Source organism: Vibrio sp. Vb1554 (genome assembly GCF_033344235.1).
In genome coordinates this window covers 137206-155233 of the sequence record NZ_JAWPOJ010000009.1, presented here as the reverse complement: position 1 = coordinate 155233, position 18028 = coordinate 137206, and the positions used below count along the sequence as shown (strand labels likewise).

Annotated in this window: 13 protein-coding genes; 11 read left to right on the top strand and 2 right to left on the bottom strand. The window is 42.5% G+C overall.

Annotated features, from left to right (window positions below):
- Nucleotides 1-66 precede the first annotated feature (66 nt).
- From R8N28_RS10175 to rmf, 8 genes are all read left to right on the top strand, one after another.
- Nucleotides 67-4908 carry an NAD-glutamate dehydrogenase gene (locus R8N28_RS10175; RefSeq protein ID WP_042522994.1) on the top strand — a complete coding sequence of 1614 codons (4842 nt, stop codon included), beginning with the start codon at nucleotides 67-69 and terminating at the stop codon, nucleotides 4906-4908.
- Nucleotides 4909-5219: 311 nt separating this feature from the next.
- Entirely contained in the window at nucleotides 5220-6230 is a 1011-nt protein-coding gene (pyrD, locus tag R8N28_RS10170) for a quinone-dependent dihydroorotate dehydrogenase (protein WP_017634281.1), read from the top strand.
- A 168-nt stretch (nucleotides 6231-6398) separates the two neighbouring features.
- Entirely contained in the window at nucleotides 6399-6941 is a 543-nt protein-coding gene (locus tag R8N28_RS10165; RefSeq protein ID WP_005377444.1) for a cell division protein ZapC, read from the top strand.
- Nucleotides 6942-7427: 486 nt separating this feature from the next.
- A complete protein-coding gene (rlmKL, locus tag R8N28_RS10160) occupies nucleotides 7428-9548 on the top strand; it encodes a bifunctional 23S rRNA (guanine(2069)-N(7))-methyltransferase RlmK/23S rRNA (guanine(2445)-N(2))-methyltransferase RlmL (RefSeq protein ID WP_262635365.1) in 2121 nt (706 codons plus the stop codon).
- 21 nt (nucleotides 9549-9569) lie between these two features.
- The gene (locus R8N28_RS10155; RefSeq protein WP_017821808.1) at nucleotides 9570-9812 is read left to right on the top strand and encodes a glutaredoxin family protein; all 243 of its coding nucleotides are present in this window, start codon (nucleotides 9570-9572) and stop codon (nucleotides 9810-9812) included.
- Nucleotides 9790-11709: an ABC transporter ATP-binding protein gene (locus tag R8N28_RS10150; protein WP_005377449.1), complete on the top strand. Its 1920-nt coding sequence runs from the start codon at nucleotides 9790-9792 to the stop codon at nucleotides 11707-11709. The genes R8N28_RS10155 and R8N28_RS10150 overlap by 23 nt, the downstream gene beginning before the upstream one ends.
- 7 nt (nucleotides 11710-11716) lie before the next feature.
- Complete coding sequence (locus R8N28_RS10145; RefSeq protein WP_065274542.1) at nucleotides 11717-13450, top strand: DUF3466 family protein; 1734 nt, start codon at nucleotides 11717-11719, stop codon at nucleotides 13448-13450.
- Nucleotides 13451-13631: 181 nt separating this feature from the next.
- Nucleotides 13632-13805 carry a ribosome modulation factor gene (rmf, locus tag R8N28_RS10140; protein WP_005377453.1) on the top strand — a complete coding sequence of 58 codons (174 nt, stop codon included), beginning with the start codon at nucleotides 13632-13634 and terminating at the stop codon, nucleotides 13803-13805.
- A gap of 140 nt (nucleotides 13806-13945) precedes the next feature.
- Here rmf and fabA read toward each other — a convergent pair whose 3' ends face one another.
- Complete coding sequence (fabA, locus tag R8N28_RS10135) at nucleotides 13946-14464, bottom strand: bifunctional 3-hydroxydecanoyl-ACP dehydratase/trans-2-decenoyl-ACP isomerase (protein ID WP_005390081.1); 519 nt, start codon at nucleotides 14462-14464, stop codon at nucleotides 13946-13948.
- A gap of 70 nt (nucleotides 14465-14534) precedes the next feature.
- Nucleotides 14535-16175 carry an AAA family ATPase gene (locus R8N28_RS10130; RefSeq protein ID WP_065274541.1) on the bottom strand — a complete coding sequence of 547 codons (1641 nt, stop codon included), beginning with the start codon at nucleotides 16173-16175 and terminating at the stop codon, nucleotides 14535-14537.
- Between the two features lie 210 nt (nucleotides 16176-16385).
- Between R8N28_RS10130 and matP the strand changes: the two genes are divergently transcribed.
- The 3 genes from matP to R8N28_RS10115 all read left to right on the top strand — a co-directional run bounded on the left by matP (nucleotide 16386) and on the right by R8N28_RS10115 (nucleotide 17601).
- The gene (gene matP / locus R8N28_RS10125; RefSeq protein WP_005396497.1) at nucleotides 16386-16835 is read left to right on the top strand and encodes a macrodomain Ter protein MatP; all 450 of its coding nucleotides are present in this window, start codon (nucleotides 16386-16388) and stop codon (nucleotides 16833-16835) included.
- Between the two features lie 15 nt (nucleotides 16836-16850).
- A complete protein-coding gene (locus R8N28_RS10120) occupies nucleotides 16851-17162 on the top strand; it encodes a DUF3634 family protein (protein ID WP_005377468.1) in 312 nt (103 codons plus the stop codon).
- A gap of 115 nt (nucleotides 17163-17277) precedes the next feature.
- Nucleotides 17278-17601 carry a hypothetical protein gene (locus tag R8N28_RS10115; RefSeq protein ID WP_065274540.1) on the top strand — a complete coding sequence of 108 codons (324 nt, stop codon included), beginning with the start codon at nucleotides 17278-17280 and terminating at the stop codon, nucleotides 17599-17601.
- Nucleotides 17602-18028: the final 427 nt, after the last annotated feature.

The window sequence follows — 18028 nt, the reverse complement described above, 5'->3', positions numbered from 1 at the left end:
TTCTAAGGTAACAACCTAGCTACTAAGTCCCCCTACAAAACAACAATTCTAATGTGGAGTGTGAATATGACCGCGCGTGAAAATGTAGTGCCGGTTCTGCTTGAAAAGGTTTACCAACTGATTCAAGACAAACTCGAGCTTTCTCACCAAACGCTTGTAACTAAACTTGCTCAACACTTATTCAGTAACATTGCTGATGATGATCTAATTCAGCGAAACGAATCCGACCTTTATGGTGCTGTCGTTAGCCTTTGGCACCATATCAATGAAAAAAAACCAGAAGAGATTTCGGTTCGAGTATTTAACCCGACCGTAAGTCGTCAAGGCTGGCAATCCACACACACAATCGTAGAAATTGTTGTTCCAGATAGTCCATTCTTAGTGGACTCAGTCAAAATGGCTTTAGCACGTTTGGATCTTGTTTGTCACCTAATGTTGAATAACCCAACACAGATTCAGCGTGATAAAAAAGGCCAAGTTACAGACGTAAACGGTGAGGGTGGTGTTCTTCAATCACTTTTCCACATAGAGGTAGACCGCCTTACTAGTAAAGACGAGATGCAAGCGCTTAAAGAAGAGCTGTTAAGAATTCTATCTGATACTCGCTTAGTCGTTGATGACTGGAAGCAGATGGTTGATAAGCTTAAGTTTGTTACTGATGAACTTGAGAAAAATAAAGATCGTGTTTCTATCCAAACTGATCGTATGGATGAAACGATCGCATTTCTTCGTTGGCTAGAAGATCATAACTTTACCTTTATGGGTTATAAAGATTATGACTTAAAAGAGGTCAATGGTGATACCGAACTTGTTCCTGCTAAAGAAAAAGGACTAGGTCTGTTTGCTGATGACAAGCGCGTGCGTAGCGTCAAGCTCTCTGAATTATCAGATTCAGCGCGATTAGAAGCGAAAAAACCATACGCTCTGATCATCACCAAAGGTAACAAAGCATCTCGTATCCACCGTCCCGCTTATACTGATTACATCGGTATTAAAAAGTTTGATGAAAACGGTAAAGTAATAGGTGAGCATCGCTTTACTGGTTTATATACCTCCGCCGTTTACAACCAAGCGGTACAAAGTATTCCTCTGATCCGTGAAAAAGTTGACCGTATCCTTGAAGCAAGTGGATACCGCCACGGATCATACTCATACAAAGCATTGCACAATATCTTAGAAAACTACCCACGCGACGAGTTGCTTCAAGCTAATGAAGAAGAGCTGCTTGAGGTGGGAATGGGTGTTGTACAAATGCAAGATCGTGACTTGCTGCGTTTGTTTGTTCGTAAAGACCCATTTGGTCGTTTCTTCAGTTGCATGGTTTATGTCACTAAAGATCGTTACAACACAGAATTGCGTCGTCAAACTCAACGCATTCTTAAGCAGTACTTTGGTTGCGAGCAAGAGGTTGAATTTACAACGTACTTCTCAGAAAGCCCACTAGCGAGAACACATTACATTGTTCGTGTAGACAATAACAACATTGACGTAGACGTGAAAAAGATCGAGCAAAATCTAATGGAAGTTTCTACCTCTTGGGATGACAGACTAAAAGAATCCATCATTGCTAACTTTGGTGAAAGTAAAGGCCTTCCTCTTTCAAAAGAATATATGAGTGCGTTCCCTCGCTCATACAAAGAGGACATGATGCCAGGTTCTGCGGTTGCAGATATCGAGCGCTTAGAAGCGTTAAGTGATGATAATAAACTTGGTATGTTGTTCTACCGACCTCAAGAAGAGGGAGCAGATTCCAAAGCTGTCCGCTTAAAGTTATATCATCGCGATGAACCAATTCACCTTTCTGACGTAATGCCGATGTTGGAAAACCTTGGTTTGCGTGTGATTGGCGAATCGCCATATGAGATCGAGAAAAACAACGGTCAGACCTTCTGGATCCTTGACTTCTCTATGCTGCATAAGAGCGAGAAAACCGTTGACCTTCGTGAAGCTCGTGATCGTTTCCAACAAGCATTTGCTGCCATTTGGGCGGGTAATCTTGAAAGTGATGGTTTCAACCGATTGTTATTAGGTGCGTCTTTATCTGGCCGTGAGATTTCCATTCTTCGCGCTTACGCACGATACATGCGCCAAGTCGGCTTCCCATTCAGTCAGCAGTACATCGAAGACACGCTAAGCCACTACCCAGACTTAGCGACAGGTCTAGTCAAGCTGTTCACCAAGCGATTTGATCCGAAACACAAAGGCAGCGAGAAAGGCCAAAACGATCTAATTAAAAAGCTAACAGAGCAGTTGGATCGTGTAGAGAGCTTGGATGATGATCGTATTATTCGTCGTTATATCGAAATGATCATGGCGACGCTTCGTACCAACTACTACCAAGTAGACGAGAATAAGCAGCCTAAGCCTTGGTTATCTTTGAAAATGAAGCCAAGCGATATTCCTGAGATTCCGCAGCCTGTACCTGCATTCGAGATCTTTGTTTACGCACCAGATATTGAAGGTGTTCACCTTCGTGGTGGAAAAGTGGCTCGTGGTGGTTTGCGTTGGTCAGATCGTCAAGAAGACTTCCGTACGGAGATTCTTGGCTTAGTGAAAGCGCAACAGGTTAAGAACACTGTAATTGTACCAGTGGGTGCAAAAGGCGGCTTCGTTTGTAAACGCCAGCCATCTCTCACCAGTCGTGATGAAATTTTTGCGGAAGGTCAGCGTTGTTACAAACGCTTTATCCGTGCACTGCTTGATGTGTCAGATAACATCATTGAAGGAGAGGTGGTACCACCACAAAACGTTGTTCGTCACGATGAAGATGACCCATATCTAGTAGTGGCTGCCGATAAAGGCACAGCAACCTTCTCAGATTTGGCAAACTCTGTTTCTGCAGAATACAACTTCTGGCTAGGTGACGCATTCGCTTCAGGTGGTTCAAACGGTTACGATCACAAAGCAATGGGAATCACCGCAAAAGGTGGTTGGGAATCTGTTAAACGTCACTTCCGTGAAATGGGCATCAACTGTCAGACCACTGATTTTACTGCAATCGGTGTAGGTGATATGGCAGGTGACGTGTTCGGTAACGGTATGCTGTTATCGAAGCATATTCGATTGCAAGCTGCGTTTAACCACATGCACATCTTTATTGATCCAAATCCAGATTCAGCCAGCAGCTGGGAAGAGCGTAACCGCTTGTTTAATTTGCCAAGATCAAGCTGGGAAGATTACAACAAAGACTTGATCTCTCAAGGTGGTGGCATCTTCTCTCGTCGATCAAAATCGATCCAGTTGACGCCAGAAATTCAGAAAATGTTAGGTACGAAGAAAGCATCTTTAGCGCCTAACGATCTGATAAAGATGATCTTGAAAATGAAAGTCGATCTTCTTTGGAACGGTGGTATCGGCACTTACGTTAAATCATCGACAGAAACTCATACAGATGTTGGTGACCGTGCTAACGACATGCTGCGCATTGACGGCCGTGACTTAAGAGCCAAAGTGGTTGGCGAAGGTGGTAACTTGGGTATGACTCAGCTTGGTCGTATCGAATACGCACTAACTGGCGGTCGAGTGAACACGGACTTCGTTGATAACGTAGGTGGCGTTGACTGTTCGGATAATGAAGTCAACATCAAGATCTTCCTCAATGGACTGGTTTCAAATGGCGATCTTACGGTTAAGCAACGTAACCAAATTCTAGAGTCTATGGAAGACGAAGTGGGTGAAATTGTCTTGGATGATGCTTACCGTCAGTCGGAGTCGATCTCTGTTACTGAACAGCAAGGTGTTGGCATTGTTAAGGAGCAAATTCGATTCATCCACACTATGGAGAAAGCAGGGTACTTGGACCGTGCTCTCGAATACATTCCTGATGATGAAACGCTAATCGAGCGTGAAAAACAGGGACTAGGTCTGACTCGCCCTGAGCTATCAGTGTTAGTTGCCTACGGTAAAATGGTACTTAAACAGCAACTTGTTACGGATGAAATCGCAAATGATGAATTCCATGCAAAACAACTTGTTGAATATTTCCCAAGTGCGTTACGACGTAACTATAAAGATCAAATGGTTAATCACCCACTGCGAGCTGAAATTATCGCTACAGCATTGGCTAACCAGATGGTTAATGAAATGGGCTGTAACTTCGTTACTCGTTTGCAAGAAGAAACTGGTGCAAGTGTTGTCGATATTGCCAACGCTTACAGTGCGGCTAGAGAAATCTTTGATTTAGAAGAAATCCTCAAGCAAACTCGCAAACTTGATAACGTTGCGACAGCGCAAGCTCAATACGAAATTATGTTTTACGTGCGCCGAGCACTGCGTCGAATTGCACGCTGGTTGCTTCGTAACCGTAGCGGCAAATGCACGGTCGGTGAGTTGATTGCTATCTACAAGCAAGATGTCAATGTTATCACTGAAACCCTAGACACTATGTTAGTTGAGTCTGAAGTTGAAGAACACAATGAGTTGGCTCAAGGTTGGATAGAGAAAGGGGTTGAAGAGAAACTCGCTCACCAAGTTGCCCGCTTATCAAGCTTACAATCTGCACTGGATATTTCATCAGTAGCAAGTGAAACAGGTAAAACGGTTGAGCAAGCATCGAAACTCTACTTTAACTTGGGTGACCGTTTATCGTTGCATTGGTTCTTGAAGCAAATTAATAGCCAAGCCGTTGATAACAACTGGCAAGCACTTGCAAGAGCGGCATTCCGTGAAGATCTGGACTGGCAACAACGTCAACTTACCGCTCAGGTACTGACTTGTGGCTGCTCAACCGAAGAGCTTGACGTGATGGCTGCGTTAGAAGATTGGATTGAAACTAACGAGCAATCGTTGCACCGCTGGGAGAGTATCTTAAACGAGTTCAAAGTTGGCTCAGTACACGAATTTGCTAAGTTCTCTGTAGCACTTCGAGAGCTAGTACTTTTAAACCTCAACTGCTCATCGAAAGAGTAGTGGAATAATCAAGTCATAAGTAAAAGCCTCGTTATTTAACGGGGCTTTTTATTATCTATTATTCACATTTGGAACGAAAATAGTTACATTGTCACATTGAGTTGAAATTAAAACAGAGTGAAATCGATTGCTTTTAAGCGGTTAGTTACGATTTTTATCGCAGAAACTTGATTGTAATTGTTTGTTTTATATTTGAAAATCTTATAAAGATATAGGTTTTTACTTATTACGTTCATTTTCATTGAATTACGATGAAAAACGGTAAATAATATTGTCCCGTTTATACGGGGCTTTTTTCTTTCGGAGGCACAATGCTTTACCGTCTAGCCAGAACTGGCTTTTTCCAACTCGATGCCGAGAAGGCACATGATCTTGCAATCAAGAACTTCCAACGCTTTAACGGCACACCACTTGATCTCTTTTACCGCCAACAGTTACCAACTCGTCCAGTTGAGTGTATGGGTCTAACATTCCGTAACCCTGTTGGTCTTGCGGCTGGTTTAGATAAAAACGGCGAATGTATTGAAGCATTTGATGCCATGGGCTTTGGCTTTGTCGAAGTCGGCACTGTAACGCCACGACCACAACCAGGTAATGATAAACCACGCTTATTCCGTTTAGTGGAAGCAGAGGGGATCATCAACCGCATGGGCTTTAATAACCTAGGCGTTGATAATTTGATCGAGAATGTTAAACGAGCAAAATTCAATTGTGTTCTCGGAATTAATATCGGTAAAAATAAAGATACGCCAATTGAAAAAGGGGCAGAGGACTACCTGATTTGTATGGAAAAAGTGTATGAGTATGCTGGCTATATTGCAGTAAACATCTCATCGCCAAACACTCCAGGTCTTCGTTCACTTCAATATGGTGAAGCGCTTGATGAACTGCTTTCCGAATTAAAAGCGAAACAAGCGGAGTTATCAGAGAAGTACAACAAGTATGTCCCGTTAGCATTAAAGATTGCGCCAGATTTAAGTGACGATGAAATCTGCCAAATCTGCGATTCTTTATTGAAAAACAATATAGATGGTGTGATCGCGACTAACACAACTTTGGATCGCACGATCGTAGAAGGGATGAAACACGCCAATGAGGCAGGTGGCTTGAGTGGTCGCCCTGTGCAATCACGCTCTACGGAGGTCGTACGTAAGCTTCATGAAGAGCTTGGAGACAAACTTCCAATTATCGGTGTTGGTGGTGTAGATTCCTATGTTGCAGCCAAAGAAAAGATCATGGCAGGCGCTAAACTTGTTCAAGTCTATACTGGCTTTATTTACCACGGCCCAGGTCTCGTACGTGATATTGTTAAGAATCTTTAACATATACATCAAAAACTACTGAAAAATCAGTACCTGTTACATAAAAAAGAGGACTTTGTTTCCTCTTTTTTTTTATCCGTTCGTTTGTAGAATTTAAAAATCACGAGTAGGTAATTAAGCGTCTTACCTCTTTACCACTGATTTAACTAGTCAAGAGAGAACGGAATAATGCTTAAACCCAGCGACAAATGGAATTGGTATTTTGACGAGCAAAAAGCTTGCTTAATGCTGGATCTGGGGGAGGAAATGATTTTCCAAACCAATCTATCCCGAAAATTGTTGGTTAACTGTGCCTTCTCAAACAGTGAATTTACCGTTGATGACGCCAGCGCATTTCAAACGTTTAATGAGCGCATTCGCTGTCTCGATATCAGTGAATATCGCCAAGCTGAATTAACACTGTATTGTGTTGCTGCAAAGCGTTTTCATAAACCTGTACAGCCTAAGAGCTGGTTCTTCGATGCACAGTCCTCTGATTATGAACCTCAAGAAGGGGACATGGTCTTTCTCACAAATCAATATTCTGATGGTATGTTCATCGTTCTAGAACCAGGCGAAACATCGAGCTTATGTGCTTATGTTAACCAAGAAGCCTTTGTTCTTGATGGCAATAAGGCGCTTCAATTTGGGCAGCCGATTAAAGTAATGCATGATCGCATGGCTTGTGCAAACCACCTCTTTGCAATGACCCCTATGGCAATGGTGGGTTAAAGCTGTTTAATTTTTCTTTATTTCGTTCCTTTGTTTGCCTTAATCGACCTTAGTGGGTCGATTTTTTTTGTCCTTTCCTCTGACACTCCAATCCGAAATACCATGAAACTGTTTGTTTTCTATGCATGCAAACATGAAGCTGGTCACTTTTATTTTACTTATTTCAATTTGATTACCCCTTTAACTAGGCAACCTAGCGCCTAAAACAACCCTATTTATTCCCCTATAAAGGGTATTTGTAAGTAATTTACATCAATCAATCCACACTGGTATATACCAAAATGAGCGTAAATAAGTATTCACTTCTTCTAAAGGAAACAAAATACGTTCATGAATGAAAAACATTCAAACTAAAGATGTTGAAAGTTTTAGATCATTTGAGTGGTGATGATTTGAACTAACGGGTGGGAAAATACCTTTAAAAACGAGGCATTGATCGTAAAGTCAGGTATAATTGAAGCCATTTTTTATCAGCGAAAGAACACTATGAATCAATATCTCGCGGTAACTTCAAATGGCATGGAAAATTTGCTTGTTGAAGAACTGACTAAACTAGGCATTGAAAATGCGAAACCAGTACAGGCAGGCGTAAAATTTAAAGCGACAAACGAACAGGTTTATCGCTGTTGTTTGTGGAGCCGTTTAGCGTCTCGATTTGTACGTGTTTTATCTGAGTTCACGTGTAACAACGACATGGACTTGTATCTATCCACTTCCACTATTAACTGGGTTAACCAATTTCATAGCTCTAAACGCTTTGTTGTGGACTTTAACGGCACAAACCGTGAGATTAGAAATAGCCAATACGGGGCTATGAAGGTCAAAGATGGCATCGTAGATTGCTTTGAGAACAAAGGCTTGCCACGTCCTAATATCAGCAAAGAACGCCCAGATATTCGTATTCACGTTCGTTTGCATAAAGATAAAGCGTTGCTTGGGGTAGACATGGTAGGTAGTGGTCTTCATCAGCGTGGTTATCGACCAGAATCGGGTCGTGCGCCATTACGTGAAACGCTTGCTTCTGCGATTATCATGCGTTGTGGCTGGGATGGGCATCAACCATTACTCGATCCAATGTGTGGTTCTGGTACTTTGCTTATTGAAGCGGCAATGATGGCAGCCAACATGGCACCTGGCGTTAAGCGCAAACAATGGGGCTTCGAAGTTTTGGAAGACTTTGAACCGGAGACCTGGGCTGAGATTAAATCAGAGGCTAATGTTCAAGCTAGACGGGGTGTCAAGAAAGTTGACGCTAAGTTTTTTGGATTCGATAACGACCCCAAAGTATTAAAAGTCGCTCAAGAAAACGCCCGCAGAGTAGGTGTTGAAGAGTTGATTGAGTTTGCGCAAGGTGATGCTGCAACTATTACTCGTCCCGCAGGATTTGAACACGGTGTTATCGTTTCAAACCCACCTTACGGTGAGCGTCTAGGAACTGAGCCGGGGCTGATTGCGCTCTATACCGCATTCGGTGGACAGCTAAAATCTGAGTTTGGCGGATGTAAAGCATCTATCTTCTCTAGCTCGGACGAGCTCTTGAGTTGCCTTCGTATGCGCGCTGATAAACAGTTTAAATTGAACAACGGTGCGTTACCGTGTCACCAAAAGAACTACAGCATTGCCGAGCGCAGCGCTGATGAAGTTAAAGGTGCAGATACTAACGTTCAAATCGCACCAGACTTCTCAAACCGTTTGAAGAAAAACATTGGCAAGATTGGCAAGTGGGCTCGTAAAGAGAAACTAGACTGCTATCGTATCTACGATGCAGACCTTCCAGAATACAACGTAGCGATCGACGTGTACGGCGATCAAATTGTGATTCAAGAGTACGCAGCACCTAAGAACATCCCTGAAGAAAAAGCCAAGCGTCGTCTAACGGACATTATCCGTGCGACGATTCAGGTGACCGGTGTTGAAGCGAACAAAGTTGTACTGAAAGTTCGTGAGAAGCAGAAAGGTCGAAGCCAGTACCAAAAATTAGGTCAGGTATCAGAGACGCTCGAAGTAAACGAGTACGGTGTGAAGCTGATCGTGAACCTTCATGACTACCTAGACACAGGCCTGTTCTTGGATCATAAGATCACTCGTCGTCGTCTTGGCGAAATGGCACAGGGTAAAGATTTCCTTAACTTGTTTGCTTACACTGGCAGTGCAACAGTGCACGCTGCAGTTGGTGGTGCTCGGTCCACTACAACTGTCGATATGTCAAACACCTACTTGAATTGGGCGAAAGACAATATGCAGCTTAATGGCTGTGTAGGGCGCCAACATAAATATGAACAAGCGGACTGTTTGCAATGGCTAGAAAACGCAAAAGGTGAATACGACTTGATCTTTATTGACCCACCTACGTTCTCTAACTCTAAGCGTATGGAAACATCATTCGATGTACAACGTGACCACATTAAGCTAATGAAGAACCTCAAACGCTTACTGAGAAGTGAAGGCACAATCGTATTTTCAAATAACAAACGTCACTTCAAGATGGATGAAGAATCACTCGCTGAATTGGGTTTGAAGGTTCAGAATATTTCTTCTCAAACGTTACCATTAGATTTTGCGCGTAATAAACAGATTCATAACTGTTGGCTAGTAACGCACGCGTAGTATAAACAAAAGGATTAATACGTGCTGATATTGTATAGCACTGAGGGATGCCATCTTTGTGAGATGGCATTTGCTCTAGTAGACCAAGTCGGTTTGGCCGAGCAAACAGATATCATTGATATTGCGTTTGATGATGTACTATTTTCTCGTTACGGCGTCACAATACCCGTATTAAAATATCAAGATTCTGAGTTGAACTGGCCGTTTGACTTAGAACAACTCACACATTGGTTGGATAATAATGGCATTACTTACCATTCATAACGCACAACTTGCATTTGGTGACCACCCATTGCTAGACAAAGCGGAGTTCGCTCTTCAAGAAAACGAACGCGTTTGTTTAGTTGGTCGTAACGGAGCAGGTAAGTCCACGTTAATGAAAGTGCTTGCCGGCGACATTTTGTTGGATGATGGCAAGATTCAAATAACTCAAGACGTAGTAGTTTCTCGGCTTGAACAAGATCCACCGCGCAATCAAGAGGGTACGGTTTACGAATACGTATCTGGCGGTTTGGCTGAAATCGGCGAACAATTGAAGATTTATCACGATCTTCTCGATCTTGTTGCTCAAGACCCAAGTGAGAAGAACATTAACCGTTTGGCGAAAGTTCAAGAGCAGCTTGATCATTCTAATGCTTGGCGCTTTGATGACCGTGTTAAGAACGTACTTGGCGCTTTAAAACTAAGCCCTGAAACCAAACTGACCGATCTATCCGGTGGCTGGCAACGTAAAGCTGCTTTAGCTCGTGCGCTGGTTTGTGATCCTGATGTATTGCTTCTTGATGAACCAACAAACCATCTCGATGTGACAACGATCGAATGGTTGGAGAACTTCTTAAAAGACTTCAAAGGCTCGATCATCTTTATTTCTCACGACCGTGCATTCATCAAGTCGATGGCGACACGCATCGTCGACTTAGATCGCGGTCAATTAGCTTCTTTCCCTGGTAATTACGAACAGTATTTGAATGACAAAGAAGAAATGCTTCGCGTCGAAGAAATGCAGAATGCTGAGTTCGATAAGAAACTAGCTCAGGAAGAAGTGTGGATTCGTCAAGGCATTAAAGCACGTCGTACTCGTAATGAAGGCCGTGTTCGAGCCCTTAAAAAACTTCGTGAAGAGCGTCGTGACCGTCGTGAAGTTCAAGGTAAAGTTAACCTAAACATCGATGATGCTTCTCGTTCTGGTAAGATTGTATTTGAAGCAGAAAATGTATCTTTTGCTTACGAAGGCAAGACAATTGTCGACGACTTTAGCTTTAACATCATGCGTGGTGACCGTATTGCACTTATCGGACCAAATGGCTGCGGTAAGAGTACGGTACTTAAATTGCTATTGGGGCAATTGGAAGCGCAGTCTGGTCGTTTACACTGCGGAACAAAATTAGAAGTCGCGTACTTTGATCAGTACCGAGAGATTTTGGATCCAGAAAAGACAGTGATCGATAACTTAGCGGATGGGAAACAAGAAGTAATGGTTGGGGGACGTCAGCGTCATGCGCTGAGTTATCTTCAAGACTTCTTATTTGCACCTAAGCGCGCCAGAACCCCGGTTAAGGCACTTTCTGGTGGTGAGAAAAACCGATTATTGCTAGCCCGTATCTTGTTGAAACCAAACAACTTACTTATTCTTGATGAACCAACTAACGATTTGGATATCGAAACGTTGGAACTTTTAGAAGAAATGCTTGCCAATTATCAGGGTACATTATTGTTAGTGAGTCACGACCGTGAGTTCGTAGACAACACAGTAACAACAAGCTGGATTTTTGAGGGTAACGGTATAATCGAAGAGTTCGTTGGTGGTTATCATGATGCTAAACAACAGCGTGACCAAGTTCTTGCTTCGCGCAGTCAGGTTGAAAAACCAACGAAGAAAGAGAAAGTGGTTGAGGAAACTCCCAAAACTACGCAACCTAAGAACAATTCGAAGAAGTTATCGTATAAGCTGCAAAGAGAATTAGAGGCTCTACCAGCTAAACTTGAACAATTAGAGTCGGATATCGAGAGCCTTCAGGAGCAAGTGAACGATCCAGAGTTCTTTGCTAAACCTGTAGAGCAAACTCAGCCGGTATTGGAACAGCTTGCTGCACTAGAGCAGGAGTTGGAAATCGCATTCGAGAGATGGGAAGAACTCGAAGCAATGCAACAGGATAGTTAAGAATTCAATGAATTGTAGTAATAAATTCAAATTGACCGCCATTGCAATGATGGTTGGTACCACAATGAACGCACAGGCGGCATTGTATCAAGTTGTTGAGGTTTCACCTCAGGATCATGGTTCAAACGGTGACTACCAAACGGCTTACGGGGTTGCAATTCAACAGGGCGATGCAGGTACAGATCCTTCAACAGGTTCACCTTTCGCTTTAGGCTGCTTTGATGCAGCAGCAAACTGCACGCCAGAGCAGTTTAAACTTGCAATGGAAACTCGCACTACACCGATTTCAGCGACACAAGCCGTGGATGGGAACAGCTATCGTGAAGAAATCCCATTCGGATTAGACGCTGGCTTTTATTACATCCAAGAACTCAAAGACTTTGAGCGTTACTGTTACAACCAGCTTCGTTATTCCACCTGTGACTCTTGGGCTTCAGTAAACTGGACGCCGTGGAATAAAGAACGTAGTAAAGACTTTACTTCTAATGCGTTAGCGTTCATAGAAGAAGATTCTACTGCTTATAAAAATGAATATAACAATGTTATCAACCAGCTTACCGAGGGTGGTGCAGCTGTCGGTAATCAGAGTAAAGTTAGCACAGAAAATACTTCTACATTAGAAACACGAAATACCGTAGTTGCACCAGTAGAGCCAAATATTCTTACTGGCGATAGTGACGCAAGTGTTGTGCAAAGCCATGCTTGGAGCACAGACGGCATTTTTACTGTTGGCAGTGTTTCTCGAACAGCAAGCAATACCAATGGATCTCACCACACATCAAAAGCAGCGATTTGGGATCAAAGCGGAACCGTCAGTGAATTGGCTTGGCCTAGTGGCACATCTAAAGATGGAGAAAGGTTAGCTCAAGGGAGCATGCGTGACCTTGTCACTGATGGAACAACGGTCTATGGCGTAGGTTACAACACTTACAGTGATGATAACTACCTGAATGCGACTGTTTTTGTCGGAACTCTAGAAGCCGAAGGTAGCGTTGAAAACGCAACTTGGAAAAATAAAGTTGTTGTAGGAGCTAGACAGCGCGAAGGTGATGATACGGTTCATACAAACTCACGCTTAACCGACGTTAACTCTAATTTTGTTGCTATTGGTGAAGCGAAACGTTCGGGCGGATACTTAATGCCAACGGGCTCTGCTCCGAATCGTCTCTTTATCGTAGATGATGTTCGTAAGGATTCTATTAGCGCTTTTTACCCAACTACTGGCATTTTCTTTAGCGGTGCGGGCGGTAAGATGGGCGGTATCAACTCTTACAATGAAATCGTCGGGCAACTTGATGCGGAAACGACTCGTGAAGACGATGGCAAGCCACGTCGTAAGCGCGGTTTTGTCTATCCATATAGCGTAGGTGGCGAGACTAGTGAACGTGCTGCAACATTATTCAATGGAAAAGCTTGGTTCCTAGACAGTTTGACTAATGGCGGTGATTACTCTGAACAAAACAATCAGTTCCGTATTATCGACGCAACTGATATCAATGATGCAGGTGTGATCTCTGGTACTGCTATGAAATGTGCAGGTGGTTATAGCACAACAGCAAACAATGCTACATGTAGCTCTGAAGAGCAAATTGTAGCAGTCAAACTAGTACCTATTGCTGACGCAACTAAGGACGACATCGTATCTCGAAGCATTGACTCAACGACGACAGAGCGTCAAGGTGCAGGCCTTGGTTGGTTAGCTTTGACCATGCTTGGATTGTTTGGGTTCCGTAGAAAATAGTTAAAAATCGTCAGTAATTTTTAAATCAAGCAGAGGCTCACACATTTGAGTCTCTGCTTTTTTTATGCCTTGAGAAATTGCCTACTTTGATCGATTCTTATAAGTGGAGTCATAAAAACTCCATCAAAGTTTCACAATAACAGCTGTACGTTAGTAAATGGACCTGTATGAGGAATTAACTATGAAGAGACAAAAGCGTGATCGCCTAGAACGAGCTCAATCTCAAGGCTACAAAGCTGGGTTGAATGGAAGGTCTCAAGAGGCTTGCCCATATCAACAAGTTGATGCTCGGTCGTATTGGTTAGGTGGTTGGCGTGATGCCAGAGATGAAAGACAATCTGGTCTCTACAAATAAACTCTCCACATACAAAAAGAAGGATTCGAAAGGGCTCTACGGAGCCTTTTCTACATTATAGGGACATAGGGAAGTAGGTTAACACTCGACAACAAAAAGGCTCCTAAATAGGAGCCTTAATAAATCGATTAAAATCGTGATTAGAAGCTTGAAGTGTCTTGGAACAAGCCAACTTTCAAATCTTTTGCTACGTAGATTTCTTTGCCGTCCACACATACACGACCGTCGGCCAAACCCATCACAAGTTTACGGTTTACAACGCGTTTCATGTGGATTTCGTACGTCACTTTTTTCGCTGTTGGCAGGATCTGACCTGTAAACTTCACTTCGCCAACACCCAGAGCACGACCTTTTCCTTTGCCACCAACCCAGCCAAGGAAGAAACCAACAAGTTGCCACATCGCATCAAGGCCAAGACAACCCGGCATTACAGGGTCGCCAGGGAAGTGGCAGTCAAAGAACCACAAATCTGGAGTAATATCCAATTCCGCCAAGATCAAACCTTTACCAAAATCGCCTTCAGTCTCAGACATTTTAGTAACACGATCCATCATTAGCATGTTTGGCGCAGGAAGCTGAGGGTAACCAGGCCCAAACAGTTCGCCTTGGCTAGAAGCAAGTAGATCGTCACGGTTATAAGAATCACGTTTGTTTTGCATTATCAATTACTCCAATTTTTGATAGCTGCATCTTAGTGAACACGTGTACGCTAAACAACTCCGATCAGTACTAGACAAACCAGTTTTTGATGCGCTGCACAATTCCTTCTGGATGCTCATGTCTTTCAAAGTTTTCAATACGTTCCGCTATTTTGCCAATAATGCTATCGTCTTCACCTCTAAAAGGTTTATTCATTACAATCGGAATAGCTTCATCTACGGTAGAAACGGACCAAATATGGAACTCACCATTTTTAATGCTTTCTATTACATCTTTATGTAATGCAAGGTGTTTAAGGTTTGATTTTGGCATCACAACACCTTGATTTCCTGTAAAACCTTGATGTTTACAAACCTGATAAAAACCTTCAATTTTTTCGTTCAAGCCACCAACGGCTTGCACTCGACCAAACTGATCAACAGCCCCTGTAACCGCAACTTGTTGATTAATTGGAGATTCAGATAAAGCACTTACCAAGCAACAAAGTTCTGCAAGAGATGCGCTGTCACCATCAACTTCACTATAAGACTGTTCAAATACGATGGAGGCAGAGTAAGGCAGTGGTTCATCCAGTTTCAGAGCAGAGCTCAAGAAAGCTTGCATAATCATCATGCCTTTTGCATGTAGATTGCCTCCAAGCTCAGCTTTGCGCTCAACATCGGAAACATCGCCATCACCAAAATGAATTACACAAGATATTCGTGCAGGCTCACCATAGCTGACAGGGTGCCCAGCCATCTCAATAACGGTTAGGCCATTGATTTGACCAACTTGTTCCCCAGTTGTCTCAATGATGACTTGTCCATCTAAAATATCGTACACGGCACGCTGAGGAAGGTAAGATTCTCGGTAATACTTGTCGTCAATCGCTTTATCTAACGACTTGTAATCTAATGCGTGACCATCACTGAACTGGCTGGCAAGCGTTAGAAGTTGAGAGTGCCACATTACTCCTAAAGGCAGATAATGTTGATCTTCAGTAAATCTCATACCGGCTAGCAACAATCTTCTAAAACCACATTCAGTTAAGTGAGGCAGCTGATATTGAGAACATATCCAGTTCACTAAACCAAAGTAATCTATCAAATTCTGCTCTGACAGATGAATATCTTCTTCAACTTCCGTATACATGGCAAAGCCAGAACAGAAGTCTTCATCGATGTATTCTAGCTCTGCTAACTGACTTCTTTCTCCTGTTACAATCAGTTTTACATCATAAGCTTTAGCTTGCGGTACTGAAGTAGGTAAACGAGTAGGGCTTAGGTTCAGTGGCTCGATAAGGTTTTGTTGAATTGCAGACTTTATATTTGGCCAAAGTCCTGGGTTAGCCAAAATTAGATTAGCCGGTACAATTAAGTAACCGTTATCTGCCTGTGAAATTAAACCAGGTTGGAAGGCAATATCACCACTTACATCAACACTGTAACGGTCAAATAAACGTTTGGCATCAAGTGATTCCGAAAAAACTATCGCAGCGTTAGACTGGCTCTGAAGAGCTTTACTGATGAACTCTCTATATACAGAATTATCTACGCAGTTAATGAGTAGTACTCGCGTCAATCCGGAAATTTTTGAAAAACGAGATATCGTTGCCGACATTCTCGGTTGGAGATCAGTAAAAGACTTCTTTGGTAACGAAGGTGCAGACTTTAAAAGTGCTTCGTACTGCTCAAGTGAAGGTGTTACGTCTTGCCAATTAAGTTGGTTCATTAAAATTCATCGTAATTCAATCTTGCCGACATTATAACGAAACGGACTATAACACCCTAGCACCAATTTGGTTTGCTCTCGGCATTCAACTCTCAATGAACAATACTTAGACAAATGAGTGATCAACATCGATACTTCTAAGAGTTTTATTTGCCCAAGTAAACCATCTGGGTTACGCTGTCACTAGGTTATGTTTATGGGTCGGAACAAATGAAATATCAACAGCTTGAGAATCTAGAATGTGGGTGGAAATGGAAGTATCTCATCAAAAAATGGAAAGATGGTGAAGCGATTACCCGACATATTGATACAAGCGAAGCAGATGCAGCGGTCGCAGAACTAAAACGCCTTGAACACGAGCCTACACTTGTCTTGGCTTGGATAGAAAACCACATGTCAGAAGAGTTAGATAATAAACTCAAGCAGGCTATCCGAGCGAAACGGAAACGTCACTTCAATGCAGAGCAAGTCCATACAAAGAAGAAATCCATTGATTTAGATTACCGAGTTTGGGAAAAGCTTTCTAGTAGAGCGAATGAACTTGGTTGTACGTTATCTGACGCAATTGAATATTTGCTTTCCGAAGCGTCGAGAAGTGAAAAAGCGAGTCAAAAAGTTACCTCAATTAAAGAGGATTTGAGTAAATTGCTATCTAGCTAGGATAGGGAGTGCCAAATGTTATATGTAATCTTAATTGCAGCCATCGTGATCTTTTGGTTGATCGCAGTCGATAGGCCGGTGTTAAAAGTAAAGTTCGATAATGGCCATATTAGTAACGTAAAAGGGCATCTACCTCCTTCTTTCAAACACAACTTACAGGATATTAGTGAGCATAACCCGTTTACTGGTGAAATGAAGGTGTATAGCCAACGAACAGGAATGCGCTTAAGCTTTTCCAAAGGCATTCCCAAAAAAGTTCAACAGAGGATTCGTAACGTTTTTCCTCATCAGGGCTTCAAAGCAAACAAAGGCAAGAAGCGCGCTTAATTACATATCAGTTACTTCATCATGTTAAATGGGACGCAATGTGGCGTCCCATTTTCGTATCTACAGAAAAATTACTTATCATCGAACAATCCAACAACATAAACGGACCAAAACGATGAGATACGTTGTAACTTTAATGATACTGATCTTTGCAAGTACTTCAGTTTTTGCTGACGATTCAGAAACGAACCTGTTGGCTAAAAAGATTAAGACTAAGCTTCAAAAGAAAGTAGACAATAAGTTTGATGGCTACCAAGGGTATTGTGACGTCATGATAGAAATGGAGCACAAAAGTAAAAACGCAGTAATAAAAAGAGTAACAGGCAGTGGTGACCAAAAAGTGTGTAGGTACGTTAAGTCCAACTTGAAGAAAGGAAAACGCTATCGTTACAAATACCCCGAAAAGTACATTCGCCTCCATATAACCACAGGCTTATAAATGTTTCAGAACGCCTTGATTAAGAGCGAGTGAACTGAGCTCGTGATTTTTGGCAGATTTCGTTGCGGAGCGATTAGAGCGTTTAGCTGATTTTTGCTCAGCAGCGCGTTTGAGTTCGTTAAAGTAGTGATGACATTGAATGGCGAACTCAGTGAGTTGGCCGTCACCATCATAGATATATTGATTCTCAGGTGTTTAAGGAAGAACACACCAGTAAAGTAAGTCGAGGACTAAGCGCGCATCAATTTTCAATAAGAGATTTGATTTGCTTCGTAAGCATAACCACAAACCAAACTAGCGATTGCAAGTCTACGGGAACCTCGGTTAAAGCCTCAAAAGCAAACAATGTTGTTAATCTTAGGAGGACATTTTAAAGTAGCTAAAACCGGACATTATTGCTTTGAGATTCCACCCCCCCTTGGTGCGC